At 62.7% G+C, this 13,957-nt stretch carries 12 protein-coding genes; 3 read left to right on the forward strand and 9 right to left on the reverse strand.

Annotated elements, in window-relative coordinates; genetic code table 11:
• Positions 1-7: 7 nt before the first annotated feature.
• On the forward strand, positions 8-1,636 hold the full coding sequence (locus ILFOPFJJ_RS15515; RefSeq protein WP_173511397.1) for an ABC transporter ATP-binding protein: 1,629 nt from the start codon (positions 8-10) through the stop codon (positions 1,634-1,636).
• A gap of 10 nt (positions 1,637-1,646) precedes the next feature.
• On the forward strand, positions 1,647-2,606 hold the full coding sequence (locus tag ILFOPFJJ_RS15520) for a 2-hydroxyacid dehydrogenase (RefSeq protein WP_173511398.1): 960 nt from the start codon (positions 1,647-1,649) through the stop codon (positions 2,604-2,606).
• Between the two features lie 189 nt (positions 2,607-2,795).
• Here the strand turns inward: ILFOPFJJ_RS15520 and ILFOPFJJ_RS15525 are convergent, their stop codons facing one another.
• The 3 genes from ILFOPFJJ_RS15525 to ILFOPFJJ_RS15535 all read right to left on the reverse strand — a co-directional run bounded on the left by ILFOPFJJ_RS15525 (position 2,796) and on the right by ILFOPFJJ_RS15535 (position 5,502).
• Positions 2,796-3,650: a C40 family peptidase gene (locus ILFOPFJJ_RS15525; protein WP_173511399.1), complete on the reverse strand. Its 855-nt coding sequence runs from the start codon at positions 3,648-3,650 to the stop codon at positions 2,796-2,798.
• A 22-nt stretch (positions 3,651-3,672) separates the two neighbouring features.
• Positions 3,673-4,023, reverse strand: coding sequence for a MarR family transcriptional regulator (locus ILFOPFJJ_RS15530; protein ID WP_173511400.1), 351 nt, complete (start codon positions 4,021-4,023; stop codon positions 3,673-3,675).
• A gap of 87 nt (positions 4,024-4,110) precedes the next feature.
• Positions 4,111-5,502 (reverse strand): leucyl aminopeptidase family protein, encoded by a 1,392-nt coding sequence (locus ILFOPFJJ_RS15535; RefSeq protein WP_173511401.1) that lies wholly within the window; start codon positions 5,500-5,502, stop codon positions 4,111-4,113.
• A 131-nt stretch (positions 5,503-5,633) separates the two neighbouring features.
• Here ILFOPFJJ_RS15535 and ILFOPFJJ_RS15540 point away from each other — a divergent pair, with 131 nt between their 5' ends.
• Positions 5,634-6,455 carry a tetratricopeptide repeat protein gene (locus tag ILFOPFJJ_RS15540; RefSeq protein WP_173511402.1) on the forward strand — a complete coding sequence of 274 codons (822 nt, stop codon included), beginning with the start codon at positions 5,634-5,636 and terminating at the stop codon, positions 6,453-6,455.
• A 216-nt stretch (positions 6,456-6,671) separates the two neighbouring features.
• On the opposite strand, the gene ILFOPFJJ_RS15545 is transcribed toward ILFOPFJJ_RS15540, so the two are convergent.
• From ILFOPFJJ_RS15545 to ILFOPFJJ_RS15570, 6 genes are all read right to left on the reverse strand, one after another.
• Positions 6,672-7,595, reverse strand: a complete 924-nt coding sequence (locus ILFOPFJJ_RS15545; protein ID WP_210267425.1) for a type II secretion system F family protein — start codon at positions 7,593-7,595, stop codon at positions 6,672-6,674.
• 76 nt (positions 7,596-7,671) lie between these two features.
• Positions 7,672-8,682 (reverse strand): type II secretion system F family protein, encoded by a 1,011-nt coding sequence (locus tag ILFOPFJJ_RS15550; RefSeq protein ID WP_173511404.1) that lies wholly within the window; start codon positions 8,680-8,682, stop codon positions 7,672-7,674.
• Between the two features lie 164 nt (positions 8,683-8,846).
• On the reverse strand, positions 8,847-10,310 hold the full coding sequence (locus tag ILFOPFJJ_RS15555) for a TadA family conjugal transfer-associated ATPase (RefSeq protein ID WP_173511405.1): 1,464 nt from the start codon (positions 10,308-10,310) through the stop codon (positions 8,847-8,849).
• A 32-nt stretch (positions 10,311-10,342) separates the two neighbouring features.
• Complete coding sequence (locus ILFOPFJJ_RS15560; protein WP_173511406.1) at positions 10,343-11,629, reverse strand: CpaE/TadZ family protein; 1,287 nt, start codon at positions 11,627-11,629, stop codon at positions 10,343-10,345.
• A gap of 20 nt (positions 11,630-11,649) precedes the next feature.
• Positions 11,650-12,345, reverse strand: a complete 696-nt coding sequence (locus ILFOPFJJ_RS15565; RefSeq protein WP_246299659.1) for a CpaD family pilus assembly protein — start codon at positions 12,343-12,345, stop codon at positions 11,650-11,652.
• A gap of 57 nt (positions 12,346-12,402) precedes the next feature.
• Entirely contained in the window at positions 12,403-13,950 is a 1,548-nt protein-coding gene (locus tag ILFOPFJJ_RS15570; protein ID WP_376741415.1) for a type II and III secretion system protein family protein, read from the reverse strand.
• Positions 13,951-13,957: the final 7 nt, after the last annotated feature.

Consider the following 13,957-nt stretch of genomic DNA (forward strand, 5'->3'; position numbering starts at 1 on the left):
CGCGACGATGCCAGAGACCCTTCTTTCCGTTCGCGATCTCTCCGTCGCCTTCCATCAGGGCGGCGCAACGTCGGTCGCGGTCGACCACATTTCCTTCGACATCAAGCGCGGCGAGACGGTCGCGCTCGTCGGCGAGTCCGGTTCGGGCAAATCCGTATCGGCGAATTCGATCCTGAAGCTGCTGCCCTATCCGGCCGCGAGCCACCCGAGCGGCGAGATCTTCTTCAACGGCAAGGATCTCCTGAAGGCAAGCGATGCCGAGCTCAGGCATGTCCGCGGCAACGACATCACGATGATCTTCCAGGAACCGATGACGTCGCTGAACCCGTTGCATACGATCGAGCAGCAGATCGGCGAGATCCTCGATCTTCATCAGGGCATCGAGGGCGCTGCGGCGCGGGCGAAAACGCTGGAGCTCCTGAACCAGGTGGGCATCCGCGAAGCGGAAAAGCGCCTCGGCGCCTATCCGCACCAGCTTTCCGGCGGCCAGCGCCAGCGCGTCATGATCGCCATGGCGCTCGCCAACCGGCCGGAACTCCTGATCGCCGACGAGCCGACGACGGCGCTCGACGTGACCGTGCAGGCGCAGATCCTGGAACTTCTGAAGTCGCTCAAGGACGAGCACGGCATGTCCATGCTCTTCATCACCCATGACCTCGGGATCGTCCGGAAGATCGCCGATCGAGTCTGCGTCATGACCAAGGGCACGATCGTCGAGACCGGCCCTACGGCGGAAATATTCGCCAACCCGCAGCACGCCTATACCCGCCATCTGCTCGCCTCCGAGCCCAAGGGCGAGCCGCCGCCTTCCGATACCTCGAAGCCGATCGTCATAGAGGCCAGGGACGTGAAGGTCTGGTTCCCGATCAAGGCGGGCTTCATGCGCCGTGTCGTCGATCACGTCAAAGCAGTGGACGGCGTCGACCTGACGCTCCGGGCCGGCCAGACGCTCGGCGTCGTCGGCGAGTCCGGGTCAGGCAAGACGACGCTGGGTCTCGCACTGACACGCCTCATCTCCTCGAAGGGTCGCATCGCCTTCGTCGGCAAAGACATCGAGGCGTACAGCTTCCGCGAGATGAAGCCGCTCAGAAACAGAATGCAGGTGGTCTTCCAGGATCCCTACGGCTCGCTCAGCCCGCGCATGTCGATCGCCGACATCATCGGCGAAGGGCTGAAGATCCACGAAAGCGCCCTCTCCGCCGAAGAACGCGACGCGCGTGTCGCCGCCGCCCTTCAGGAGGTCGGGCTCGATCCGGCGACCCGCTGGCGCTATCCGCACGAATTCTCCGGCGGCCAGCGGCAGCGCGTTGCGATTGCCCGCGCGATGGTGCTGAAACCGCAATTCGTCATGCTCGACGAGCCGACCTCGGCGCTCGACATGAGCGTGCAGGCTCAGGTCGTCGACCTGCTCCGCGACCTACAGCGCAAGCACAATCTCGCCTATCTGTTCATCAGCCACGATCTCAAGGTCGTGCGGGCGCTTGCCAACGAGATGATCGTCATGCGTCTCGGCAAGGTGGTCGAACAGGGGCCGGCCGAGCGCATCTTCGAGGCGCCGGGCGAGGACTATACCAAGGCTTTGATGGCCGCCGCCTTCAATCTCGAAGCCGTCAATCTCTCCGCCATCCGTCAATAGAGTTCTGAGAATGTCTGCCAAGAGTCCCGTCATCGTCGACCTGAAATTCATTCCGGAGGAAGTGGAGGCCGCTCTCCGTGGCGCTTTTCCGGATCGCGAAGTGATCAATCGCGCGGATCCGGCACAGCGCGGCCGCGATCTCTCCGGCATCGACTATGCGGTGGTCTGGAAATCGGCGCCCGATCTCTTTTCGCGCGCCCCCGACCTGAAGGTGGTGTTCTCTGGCGGTGCGGGCGTCGACCACGTCCTGACGCTGCCGGGGCTGCCCGACGTGCCGTTGGTTCGCTTCGTCGACCGGACGCTGACCACACGCATGAGCGAATGGGTGGTGATGCAGTGCCTGCTGCATCTGCGCCAGCACCGCGCCTACGAGGCCTTGGCCCAGAAGCGCGAATGGCGAGACCTCAGCCAGCCGGAGGCTGCCGGCGTCACCGTCGGCATCATGGGCATGGGCGTGCTCGGCCAGGATGCCGCCCGCAAGCTCGCGGTCATGGGCTTCAATGTGATCGGCTGGTCGCGCACTAGGCGGACGATCGAGGGCATCGAAACCTATGGCGCCACCGACCTCGACGCCTTCCTGGCGCGCACGGACTTTCTCGTCGGCCTGCTGCCGCTGACACCGGAAACCAAAGGTATCTTCAACGCCGACCTGTTCGCAAAGCTTAGCCGCGAAGGGCCGTTCGGGGCGCCGGTGTTCATTAACGCCGGACGCGGCGGCAGCCAGGTGGAAGCGGACATCCTGGAATGCCTCGACGCTAGCGTGCTTGCGGCGGCCTCGCTCGACGTCTTCGAGGAGGAACCCCTCTCCCCGGACAGCCGCTTCTGGACCATGCCCAACGTCTATGTGACGCCCCATGTCGCCGCCTCGTCCGACGTCAAGGCGCTCTTTGCCCATGTCGAACAGCAGATCGCCCGCTTCGAAAGCGGCATGCCGCTCGAGCACATCGTCGATAGATTAGCCGGCTATTAAAACTTTGATCGGATCTACCGCTGCGGTTTGCCCCTCATCCGGCCTGCCGGCCACCTTCTCCCCGCAAGCGGGGAGAAGGAAAGGTGCCGCAACGCCTCAGTCCCCTTTCCCGGCGTGCGGGGAGAGGGTTAGAGTCAGGGGCAAATCTGCAGACCATGATGCCAACGGCGCCAGGAAAAAACGCCCGCTCTAAGGCCGGCGATAGCCGGTCGGCTGGTCGTAGAGCCAGCCGATGCGGCGGATCGCATCATCGAGCCCTTCGCGCGCAACCGTCATGGTATGGCCGTTGGCGTGGACCAGCGTGCGCTCGTCCTCCATGATCGCCACGTGGCCCTTCCAGAAGACGAGGTCTCCGCGCCGAAGCTCCTCGCGGCTGATGACCTCACCAAGGCCACTCGCCTGCATGTCGGAGTCGCGTGGCGCATTGTCTCCCACCATCTGCATCGCAAGCTGCACGAGGCCGGAGCAGTCGATGCCGAAACCGGACCGGCCGCCCCAGAGATAGGGGGTTTCGAGGAAGCGCGTCGCGACGCTGACATAGTCGCCGGCGAGTACCTCGCCGGCCGGGACGCAGTGATTGGCGATAACAGCCAATCCGCCGTCCAACAGGAAATAGCGCGTGCCACGGGTTTCGGTGTCACCGACGACAGTGAGTCGGCTCCCCATGGACAGAGCGAAGGCTTGGGACAAGCGCAGGTCGGCGCCGTGATAGACAAATGTTCGCGGCACCGCGACGATGTGGGTCGCCGGCTTTTCGGAAGAGGCCAGCGCGTCCTCAGGCACATAGCCGACATAGCCATCGAGATCGGCCTTGACCCATGCCCAGCCGCCCGCAACGTCCAGCACACGCGCGGTCTCCCCGTAGAGCAATTCGGTGTCTGTCCCGCATTTAACGTCGGGCCTTGCCCGCAGCGGCGCGACGGAAACGGAAACGGTAGCAGGCGTTCCTTCGACATAGCGCGGCGCTTCGACAACCCCGCGCAGGCGCGCCTCCGCGAGATCATCGCGATAGGCATTGAGGCGGCGGTCAGGCAATTGCGACATGGGCTAACTCACAAGGGCAGTTTTACAGGGGCAGTCTTCGACCCTGATTGATGATCAGATCGCCGAACTTTTCAAGATATAGCGCGCCTTCGACGGTGCGTTTGATGACAACATTGCGCCGGTCCCTTTCATCGCGCACCCGATCGACCAACCCGAGCGCGCCCATGGTGTCGAGCGCGCGGGTGATCACCGGCTTCGTCACCCCGAGCGTCGCCGCGAGGCCTCGCACCGTATGCGGCGGCGGAACGAGATAGATCTGCAAGAGGATCGCCATCTGGCGCAGCGTCAGGTCGCGGCTATCGACCCGGACCTGCTCAAGCGTCACCGAATGCCAGAGCCCCAAGGCTTGCGAGGGCGTAAGCTCGACCGGCAATGAAAACTCCCGCGTAACGAATGCCTGTACGGATAGCAGGCGATCGTTACGCAAGCGTTTCTTTTACGCAGACCCGCCGTGTAGGCTCTATTTAGCGATCTTGCCTATGTGGTGATAGAGCGCCCGGATCGCCTGCGCTTCGCCGCCGATGGGAGAATGCGGGCGCTCGGCCTGAGCCCAGCCGAAAATGTCGAAATGCACCCACCTCTTCGCGTTGGTGACGAAGCGCTTGAGGAAGAGCGCCGCCGTAATCGCGCCGGCCATGCCGCCCGCGGGCGCATTGGTGAGGTCGGCGATCCGCGCGGAGACATCCTTGTCGTAACCCATATGGAGTGGCAGCCGCCACATCGGATCGTCGACGCTGAGGCTTGCGTCGGCGAGATCATGGGCAAGCTCGCTGTCGTCGGTAAAGAACGGCGGGAGGTCCGGGCCAAGCGCGACCCGGGCGGCCCCGGTCAGCGTCGCCATGTCGATGATGAGATCGGCCTGATCCTCATCGGCATAGGCGAGCGCATCCGCGAGAATGAGCCTGCCCTCGGCGTCGGTGTTGTCGATCTGCACCGTGAGTCCTTTCCGGCTCCGGTAGATATCACCCGGCCGGAAGGCGTTCGACGAAATCGAGTTCTCGACCACCGGAACGATGACGCGCAGGTCGACCTTCAGCTTGGCGTCCATGATCATCAGCGCCAGGCCCATGACGTTGGCGGCACCGCCCATGTCCTTCTTCATCAGGAGCATCGAAGACGCCGGCTTGATGTCGAGACCGCCGGTGTCGAAGCAGACGCCCTTGCCGACCAGCGTCACTCGCCGGTGGCCCTTCTTGCCCCACCGCATCTCGAGAAGCCGGGGCGCCTCGGCGCTGGCACGACCGACCGTGTGGACCAGCGGAAAATTCTGCGCCAGAAGAGCCTCGCCCGATATCACCGAGACATCGGCCTTGTAATGGCCGGCGAGCGCCCGGAAGGCCGCCTCCAGCGCTTCCGGCCCCATGTCGTTGGTCGGCGTGTTGATGAGGTCGCGCGCGAGAAAGACGCCGGCGAGCTGCCTCTTGATGTCGGTCGCATCCGCATCGGCCGGGATGAGCAGCGTCGGCGCCTCCGCCTTGGCGGATTTGTAGCGCTCGAAACGGTAGGAACCGAGACCGTAGCCGAGCGCCAGCCGATTGGCGGTCAACGGCGCCGTTTCGATATGCCACTTGCCGGCAGGCAATGCGCGGGCGAGCTTTCCGGTGAGGAACGGCGCCTCTGAAGGATTGGCGCCGAGGCCGAACAGCGCGCCGCCGAGATGGCCGTCGGATGACGGAATGAGGAGAACGGCACCAGATTCCGCCTTGAAACCCGCCTTCTTCGCCCAGTCGAGCGCGATCGGATCGATGCTCCCCGTTTCGATGTGCGCCGGCGTGACCGCGAAGATCGGCAGCGTCTTACCGGTGCTGGTGTTGAACGGCGACGGCCGCTCGATGAACTGATAGGGAGCCATGGAAATCCTCGACTGACAGAAACGGATCGCGCGATTAACGCTCCGTTAGGGTTAACAGATTATTGCTGGAGTGAAAGTTGCGCCGCTGATGTTGGGAGTTCCGGTGCGAACGCATGCTGGGGACACCACTCATGACTGCTCAAGCCATTTGCTCGCCCGTACTCCCTCGTCTGGTTCAGAGTACCGCCGTGGTGCTTGTCGCGCTGTCGCTGGCCGGCTGCGCCGGCCAGCAAAAGAAGGAGCTCACCACCGGCTCGATCCCGACGCTCTCGAAACCGGTACAATCGATGAACGCAACGGAACTGTCGCAGGCTGCGGAGAGTATCGGGCAGGCCTATGAGCGCAACCCCAGGGATCGCGAGGCGGGTCTCAACTACGCCAATCTGTTGCGCATGACCGGCCGCAACGAACAGGCGCTCGCCGTGATGCAACAGGTGGCGATCAACCATCCCTCGGATCGCGAGGTTCTGGGTGCCTACGGCAAGGCGCAGGCCGCGGCCGGCCAGCTCGAGCAGGCATTGACGACGATCAGCCGGGCGCAAACGCCGGACCGTCCGGACTGGAAGCTGAAATCCGCGGAGGGCGCGGTTCTCGACCAGCTCGGCCGGTCGTCGGAAGCGCGTCTCAGATACCGCGAGGCCCTGGACCTGCGCCCCAACGAACCGTCCGTGCTCTCCAATCTCGGCATGTCCTACCTGCTGACGAAGGATCTCAGGACCGCCGAAACCTATCTCAAATCGGCCGCCGATCAGCCCGGCGCCGACAGCAGCGTCCGGCAGAACCTCGCCCTCGCCGTCGGCCTCCAGGGACGCTTCCAGGAAGCCGAAGCCATCGCCCGCCAGGAATTGACCGCGGAGCAGGCGGAAGCGAACGTCACCTATCTCAGGTCCATGCTGTCACAGCAGGGAGCCTGGAAGCAGCTTGCCAAAGCCGACGACGCAGACACCAACTAACGCCGGATTTTCTTCCAGCCCGGCCCCCGATGCCCCCATTCTGCCGTCATCCTCGGGCTTGACCCGACGATCCATGCGCAATGTCGCAAGAACTCGAAAAACAGGTCACGCCCGGCCGGATGGACGGCCAATGCGAGCCTCCGCGAGCAGGCAGCGTTTACATCGACGACAAGCAAGATCTGGAGCGCCGCACTGACCCCTTGCAACGCGGACTTTCTAAAATTTGTCCGCGACCTGTATCCCTGCCGGGCCGAGAATGACGGCGACGAGGACCGGCAGGAAGAAAAGAATCATCGGCACGGTGAGTTTCGGCGGCAGCGCGGCCGCCTTTTTTTCCGCCGCATTCATGCGCTGATCGCGGCTTTCCTGGGCCAGCACGCGCAGGGCCTGAGCCACCGGCGTGCCGTAGCGATCGGCCTGGATCAGGGCCTGGGTCACCGACTTCACGTCGTCGATGCCGGTGCGCAGGCCGAGGTTTTCGAGCGCGACGCGCCGGTCCGGCAGGAATGAAAGCTCCGCCGTCGTCAGCACCAACTCCTCCGCCAGCGGTGGGGACTGCGCCGCGATCTCGTCGGCCACGCGGCGCATGGCAAGTTCCATGGAGACCCCCGATTCGACGCAGATCAGCAGCAGGTCCAGCGCATCGGGCCAGGCGCGGCGGATCGAATGTTGGCGTTTGGAGATCGCATTGACGATGAAGATATTCGGCGCATAGAAGCCGAGATAAGCGAAGCCCACCGCGAACAGCAGCCTGATCATGAGCGGCTTGTCGGCAAAATTGCCCAGGACGAAAATATAGACGACCGCGACGATAAGAAACAGAAACGGCAGGCAGAACCGGGCAAAAAGGAAGGTATTGAGCGCGTTCTGCGAACGATAGCCTGCTGTTTTCAAACGATTGACGGTGTTGTCGTCGACGAGCGCCTTTTTCAGGTTCAGCCGCTCGACGATCTGGCGCACCGAGGTGTTGTTCTGCGTCCGGAGACTTCCTCTGCCACTAGCTGCTTCCGCATTCAGGCGCGCGCGCTCGCGGGCGCGAATGAGTTCGCGTTCTGTCGCCACCGATTTCATCCGCTTCGTCAGATCGCCCCGTTCGAAGAACGGGATGGCGAGCGAATAGAACGTCGCCAGCACCGCCATCGAGACCAGGACGGCGATGATGATGTTCGGATCGGTCAGTGTTTTAACCCAGGCATCCACCGCTAGCGCTCCAACCTCAAATGTCGAAATTGATCATGTTGCGCATCATCCAGATGCCGATGCTCATCCAGACGGCTGAAGCACCCATGATGAGGTGGCCGCGCGGGTCGGTGAAGAGAATTATCATGTAGTCGGGCGACGTGAGATAAACGAGCGTCGCGACGATGAAGGGCAGCGCACCGATAATGCAGGCGGATGCCTTTGCTTCCATGGAGAGCGCGTTGACCTTCGCCTTCATCTTCTTGCGCTCGCGCAACACCTTGGAGAGATTGCCGAGCGCTTCCGAGAGGTTGCCGCCTGCCTGTGCCTGGATGCCGATCACGATGGCGAAGAAATTCACTTCGGGCAGAGGAATGCCCTGCGTCATCCGGGCACAGGCTTCCGGCACGGTGAGGCCGACCTGCTGGGAATCGACCACACGACGGAATTCCGTCTTGACCGGCTCCTGCCCGTCGCTGGCGATCAGCCGCAGCGCGTCGTTGAGGGGAAGGCCGGACTTGATCGAACGGACCATGACATCGAGCGCATTCGGAAATTCCTCAAGGAATTTCTTGCAGCGCCGTTTGATCATGAAGCCGATAATCCAGCGCGGCAGGCCGGCCGCCGCGATCAACGCGATGCCTACGGCAACAAGCGGCCCGGTGCCGGAAATGAATGCGAGCAGGAAGGCGAAGACGCCGAAGAGAGCGCTGAAAAGATAAAACTGCGTCACCGATATCGATAGGTTCGCCTGCGCCAGCCGAGTCTTCATAGATGGCGCAGCCTTCGCGGATTTTTCCTGCTGCTTCTTTTCGAGTTCCTTCAAGGAGTCCTGAACCGACTTGCGCCGCTTCGACATTTCGTTGACGCGATCGCGCGCCGCCTTGATCTTGGTCCGGTCCGTTTCGGCGGCGCTGACCCGGCGGAAGCGACCTTCCGCCTTCTTCTCGTTCTCGATGCGCGAGAACAGCACACCGTAGGCGAGCGCCGCCGCCGCAACCGCGACGAGGCCGGCCAGTGCCAGAACGGTGATGTCTATGCCGAACATCGTCGAACCTGTTCCTTTGCTTCGGCGGGCACGAAGTCGTTCGCGCCTTCGCCTGTCCCGCTCCAGTTCATTTCACCGTTTCATTGAAACTGGGAAACGATCTAACTCTTTGAAACTACGCAATTCCGGACGGAAGACCGTTACACACTCTTCCTGGAATTGCTCTAGTTCTTTTCCATCGCGTCGAGCGTCGCGGCGAGCCGCTTGTCCTCGTTGAAATACCGCGCGCGGTCCCAGAAATGCGGCCGCCCGATACCGGTCGAAATATGCCGGCCGATGATCCTGCCATTGGCATCCTCGCCGTCGATCTCGTAACGCATCAGGTCCTGCGTGATGATCACGTCGCCTTCCATGCCGACCACTTCGGTAACATGCGTGATCCGGCGGGAGCCGTCGCGCAGGCGCGACGCCTGGATGATGACATCGACGGAGCCCGCGATGATTTCCCGAACGGTCTTCGCCGGCAGCGTGTAACCGCCCATGGCGATCATCGATTCCATGCGGCTCAGGCATTCGCGCGGCGTGTTGGCGTGGATCGTGCCCATCGAGCCGTCGTGACCGGTGTTCATCGCCTGCAACAGGTCGAAAACCTCCGGGCCGCGCACTTCGCCGACGATGATGCGTTCGGGGCGCATGCGCAGGCAGTTCTTGATGAGATCGCGCATGGTGATCTCGCCCTCGCCCTCGATGTTCGGCGGGCGGGTTTCGAGGCGAACCACATGCGGTTGCTGCAGTTGCAGTTCGGCCGAATCCTCGCAGGTGATGACTCGTTCGTCGCTGTCGATATAGCGGGTGAGGCAGTTGAGCAGCGTCGTCTTGCCCGAACCCGTACCACCGGAAATGACGATGTTGCAGCGGACGCGGCCGATGATCTGCAGGAGCACGGCGCCCTCCGGCGTGATCGATCCGAAACGCACCAATTGTTCCAGCGTCAGCTTGTCTTTCTTGAACTTGCGGATCGTGAGCGCCGTGCCGTCGATCGCCAGAGGGGGGGCGATGACGTTCACGCGCGATCCATCGGGCAGGCGGGCGTCGCAGATCGGGCTCGATTCATCGACGCGCCGGCCCACCTGGCTGACGATGCGCTGGCAGATGGACAACAGTTGCGCGTTGTCGCGAAAGCGGATTTCCGATTCCTGCACCTTGCCGCCGACTTCGATGAATGTCTGGCCGGCGCCATTGACCATGATGTCGGCGATATCGTCACGCGCAAGCAGCGGCTCCAGCGGCCCGTATCCAAGCACGTCATTGCAAATGTCGTCGAGCAGTTCCTCCTGCTCCGCGATCGACATCGCGAAGTTTTTAATGGTGATGATATCGTTGACGATATCGCGAATTTCCTCGCGCGCGCTTTCGGTGTCGAGCTTGGAGAGCTGCGAGAGATCGATCGTGTCGATCAGCGCGGAAAAGACCTGCGATTTGGTGTCGTAATAGTCCTCGGCCCGGGGCGCGCGGCGGCGTGCCGGCGGAGCCGCGGGTTGCGGACGGACCGGGGCGACAACGGGTTCGGCAAGAACGGGTGCCACCGGTCGCTCCGCAGCAGTCGGCTGTGCGGCCGGCATGGGCGGAACCATAGGGCTCATCGCGCCAGTCTTGCCAAAACCTTCATTTCCGCGTTTGCCAAACATCACTTCAATCCGGTTGCTTCATTGGACGACGCCTACCGCCCGCGGAGCCGGGCGAGCGCCTTGCCGAGCCCCCCCTTGCGCGCCTTCTTGATGGTCGCGCGCCCGGTCAGCAGATGCGCGAGCTGCGAGAAGGTTTCGGCGGCGGGAGACTTCCTGTCGATTTCTGCGATCATGCGTCCGCTGTTGGAGGCGTTGCCGAAGAGTACCGCATCGAACGGGATAATGGCGGCCGCCTCCAGCTCGAGCGACTCGCAGAACTCGTTGGGCGCGATTTCCGGCCGCTTGGGCATGCCCACCTGGTTCAGGATGAGGTGCGGCGCCCTGTCGTTCGGGCGAATTTTCTTCAGCGCGTCGAAGAGGTTCTTCGTGTTTCTGAGGCTGGCCAGATCCGGAACGGCCGTCACCACCACCTCGTCGGCCTCGGCCAGAACCGAACGGGTCCAGTCGGACCAGACATGCGGCACGTCGAGGACAGAAACGGGCGCGCTCCGCTGGAGAATTTCGAGGATCGGGTGGAAGGCGCCGGCTTCGAAATCATAAGCGCGATCGAGCATCGAGGGTGCTGCGAGCAGCGACAAATGCTCGGAACATTTCGTCAGAAGACGGTCGAGGAAGACCTCGTCCAGCCTGTCCGGCGCAAAGACCGCTTCCGAAATGCCCTGCGGCGGGTCCTGGTCGAAATCGATGTTCGCTGTGCCGTAGGGCAGGTCGAGGTCGGCGAGAATGGTCTCCGTCGAAAACAGATTGGAAATGCCCCAGGCGCAATTATGGGCGATCACCGACGAGCCGCAACCGCCCTTCGCGCCGATGAAGGCAAGGCTCCGACCCAGAGGCTCGGCGTCCGGATCGACGAAGATCGCCGAAACCGCCGTCAGGACATCCGCCATCGACACCGGAGCGACCATGTATTCGGAAATGCCGTTGCGGATCAGGTCACGGTAGAGGGCAATGTCGTTGTAGCGGCCGATGATGACGACCTTGGTGCTCGGATCGCAGACTTCCGCCAGCGGCGCGAGTTCTGCAAGCAGCGAGCGCGGCTCCGTGCTGGTTTCGAGGATGATCAGGTTCGGGGTCGATACGCTGGCGAACATGTTGGCGGCAGCGGCAATGCTGCCGCCCGTGATCCGAAGGCTGACCTTGGCCATGCGGCGATCCTGACCGCAGCGCTCCATGAGGCGCTGCACGGCGTCGCTCTCGCAAAACGCGTGAATCGAAATGCGCGGCAGCGGCCTCAACTGATCGAGATCGCTCGGGCGCGCGGCGTCGACGGAAAGGTCGGCCGCTCCGCCGCTGTCGATATTGTATTCAATGGCGCTCATCGCTTTTCCCTGGGGGTCCATCAATTGAAGATGACCGTCGTGCCGCCGTTATCCGTCTCCGTGCCGCGCCACGTATTGATCACTTCGCCACGCTGCTCAGCGTCGATCGGCGACATCTGGCGCGGACCGATGAGATCCGTCGGATTGGCGATCTGGGCGGCGAGATTGGATTGCGTGGCGCAGCCGAAATTGTAGTAGTTGCGGTTTTGCAGTGTATTGAGCGTCAGATCCTCGGGCCACTCGCCGCAGGGAGCGGTCTGCGCTGCAATCGCGACGTAGCTCAGGCGGATCGGTGCCGCGTCGCCCGTTGCCCCGGCTTCGTAGCTGGTTTCGATTATCCGTTTCGCCGGCACGCCGACCGCCGCCAACTGACGGCGTATATCCTTACTGACGGCGTGGGCGGCATGGCTGTTGGCCGATCCCCGCGGCAGCATGATCTGGATGACGCCGGTCGAAGCGTGGCGGTACTCGGCAGCAAATCCGCGGATGACGTCGCGTGTCCCCTGCGGCAGCCGCGTGTCGCCCGAGGCGACGGGAATATCGATCGTCCGCTCCGCCTCGGCAATGACGATCGGATGCCGTGTGCGATAATCGTCCGGGATTGCACCGGTCGCGAGCTTGTCCTTCGTGCCGCAGCTTGCAAGCAGCCCGACAACGATGGCCAGCGTTACCGCAGACGTTGAGCGGGCGAGAAAACGGCTTCGGTCGAGGGACATCCAGGTCTGCCTTTCAGGACTGTTCTGCGCTGCGCTTCGGTTTTTCATGACCCCGACCTATTTGTAGATGAAGCCGACATTGCCGTGATAACGACCGACGGGTGCCGCCACTTCCGGGCGTCCATAGATCCGGTTGACGCGGCCGAGGAAGAAGCTCTCGAGATCGTTGGCCGGGTTGAAGTTGTCGTCGGGACGCGAGAGTGCTGAGCGGGCGACCGGACGTACCAGATAGGGTGTGGCGATGATCACGAGTTCCGTCTCGTTGCGCACGAAATCCTTGCTTCTAAACAGAGTCCCTAGAATCGGGATCTTCGACGCGGCAGGCAGGCCCGACATCGCTTGACGGATGTTATCCTGGACGAGGCCGGCTATGACGATCGACCCGCCCGACGGCAGTTCGACACTGGTCGAGGCTTCGCGGCGGCGAATGCCGAGGAAGGTTTGACCCGGAATGTCGGTGAGCTTGTCGCCACTTACAAACGCACCCTCAAAGGTCGGTTCGGATACTTCCGTCTCAACCGCGAGGCTTATGCGACCGGGACCGAGAACAACGGGCTTGAAGTTCAACCGGATGCCGTACTCGACGTCCGTGACCTCGCGCTCGACGGTCGTCATTGGCCTTCCGGTGTCCTCGTTTATTTCCCTTGAGGTCTCTTGGCCACTGGCAAGACGGAAGTCGCCGCCGACGTAGAATTTGGCCTCTTGACCGGAAATTGCCGTCAGGCTCGGCTCGGCCAGCGTGCGCATGACGCCCGCTTGTTCCATCGCGTTGACGTAGGTTTCAATGATGGTACTGCCGATCGTCTTGCCAATGGTGGCCGTCGGGTCGATGCCGATGGCATTGCCGAGATTAGCTGGATTGCGGAAGTCAATCGAGCCCCAACTGCCGGCTCCGGCGGTATTGAATCCGAGTTGCTTCAGCACCTGCCGACTGACCTCGGCAACGGTGACCTTCAAGGTTACCTGGTCCTCGCCCTCGATCGTCAGCAGATTGACGATCTGCGAGGTCTGACGGTCCTCGGCGAAAATATCGGCATCGCCGTTGTTGCCTTGGGCGGTGATGTTGCGGGTCGTCGCCTCGCCGCCTTTCAGGAAGGCACGCGCGAGGTCGACGGCCTTGGTGGAGTCGAGCGGCGTGCGCACGGTACCGGTGAGGACGACGTTGTCGGAGATGATTTCGACCTTGATGTCCGCATCGGGAATGAAGCGCCGCAGGTTCGTTTCGAGGCCAGCGACATCGCGCTCGACCGCGACCTCGAGACTGACGATCTCCTCGCCATTCGGTCCAAAGACGAAAATATTCGTCTGACCGACCGCCTTGCCGAACAGGTAGATGCGCCGCGAGGTGCGGGTGACGGCGTCGGCAAGCGACGGATCAGCCACCAGAATGTCATGGGCATCCATCGGGAGATCAACGACAACGGCCTTGTTGAGGCCGAGACTGATCGTTTTCTTGACGCCCGGACCGCTGGTTGCGATTCTTACGACCGACGACGCGGCCGCCTCGGCCGCGGGCACCACCGGCAGCGCCAGGCCAGAGAACGTCAGGCAGAACGACAGACCGGCTGCGATCGACGTCCGAAATATGTTTCCGTTCCGCTTCACCTTGCGC

It is taken from the genome of Sinorhizobium psoraleae (assembly GCF_013283645.1).
GTDB classification, from domain to species: domain Bacteria; phylum Pseudomonadota; class Alphaproteobacteria; order Rhizobiales; family Rhizobiaceae; genus Sinorhizobium; species Sinorhizobium psoraleae.

Bases quoted from the DNA above. Each gene is read 5' to 3' on its own strand.
- ILFOPFJJ_RS15515 (WP_173511397.1), top strand. From the start codon at position 8: ATGCCAGAGACCCTTCTTTCCGTTCGCGATCTCTCCGTCGCCTTCCAT.
- ILFOPFJJ_RS15520 (WP_173511398.1), top strand. From the start codon at position 1,647: ATGTCTGCCAAGAGTCCCGTCATCGTCGACCTGAAATTCATTCCGGAG.
- ILFOPFJJ_RS15525 (WP_173511399.1), bottom strand. From the start codon at position 3,650: ATGTCGCAATTGCCTGACCGCCGCCTCAATGCCTATCGCGATGATCTC.
- ILFOPFJJ_RS15535 (WP_173511401.1), bottom strand. From the start codon at position 5,502: ATGGCTCCCTATCAGTTCATCGAGCGGCCGTCGCCGTTCAACACCAGC.
- ILFOPFJJ_RS15540 (WP_173511402.1), top strand. From the start codon at position 5,634: ATGACTGCTCAAGCCATTTGCTCGCCCGTACTCCCTCGTCTGGTTCAG.
- ILFOPFJJ_RS15545 (WP_210267425.1), bottom strand. From the start codon at position 7,595: ATGGCGGTGCTGGCGACGTTCTATTCGCTCGCCATCCCGTTCTTCGAA.
- ILFOPFJJ_RS15550 (WP_173511404.1), bottom strand. From the start codon at position 8,682: ATGTTCGGCATAGACATCACCGTTCTGGCACTGGCCGGCCTCGTCGCG.
- ILFOPFJJ_RS15555 (WP_173511405.1), bottom strand. From the start codon at position 10,310: ATGTTTGGCAAACGCGGAAATGAAGGTTTTGGCAAGACTGGCGCGATG.
- ILFOPFJJ_RS15560 (WP_173511406.1), bottom strand. From the start codon at position 11,629: ATGAGCGCCATTGAATACAATATCGACAGCGGCGGAGCGGCCGACCTT.
- ILFOPFJJ_RS15565 (WP_246299659.1), bottom strand. From the start codon at position 12,345: ATGTCCCTCGACCGAAGCCGTTTTCTCGCCCGCTCAACGTCTGCGGTA.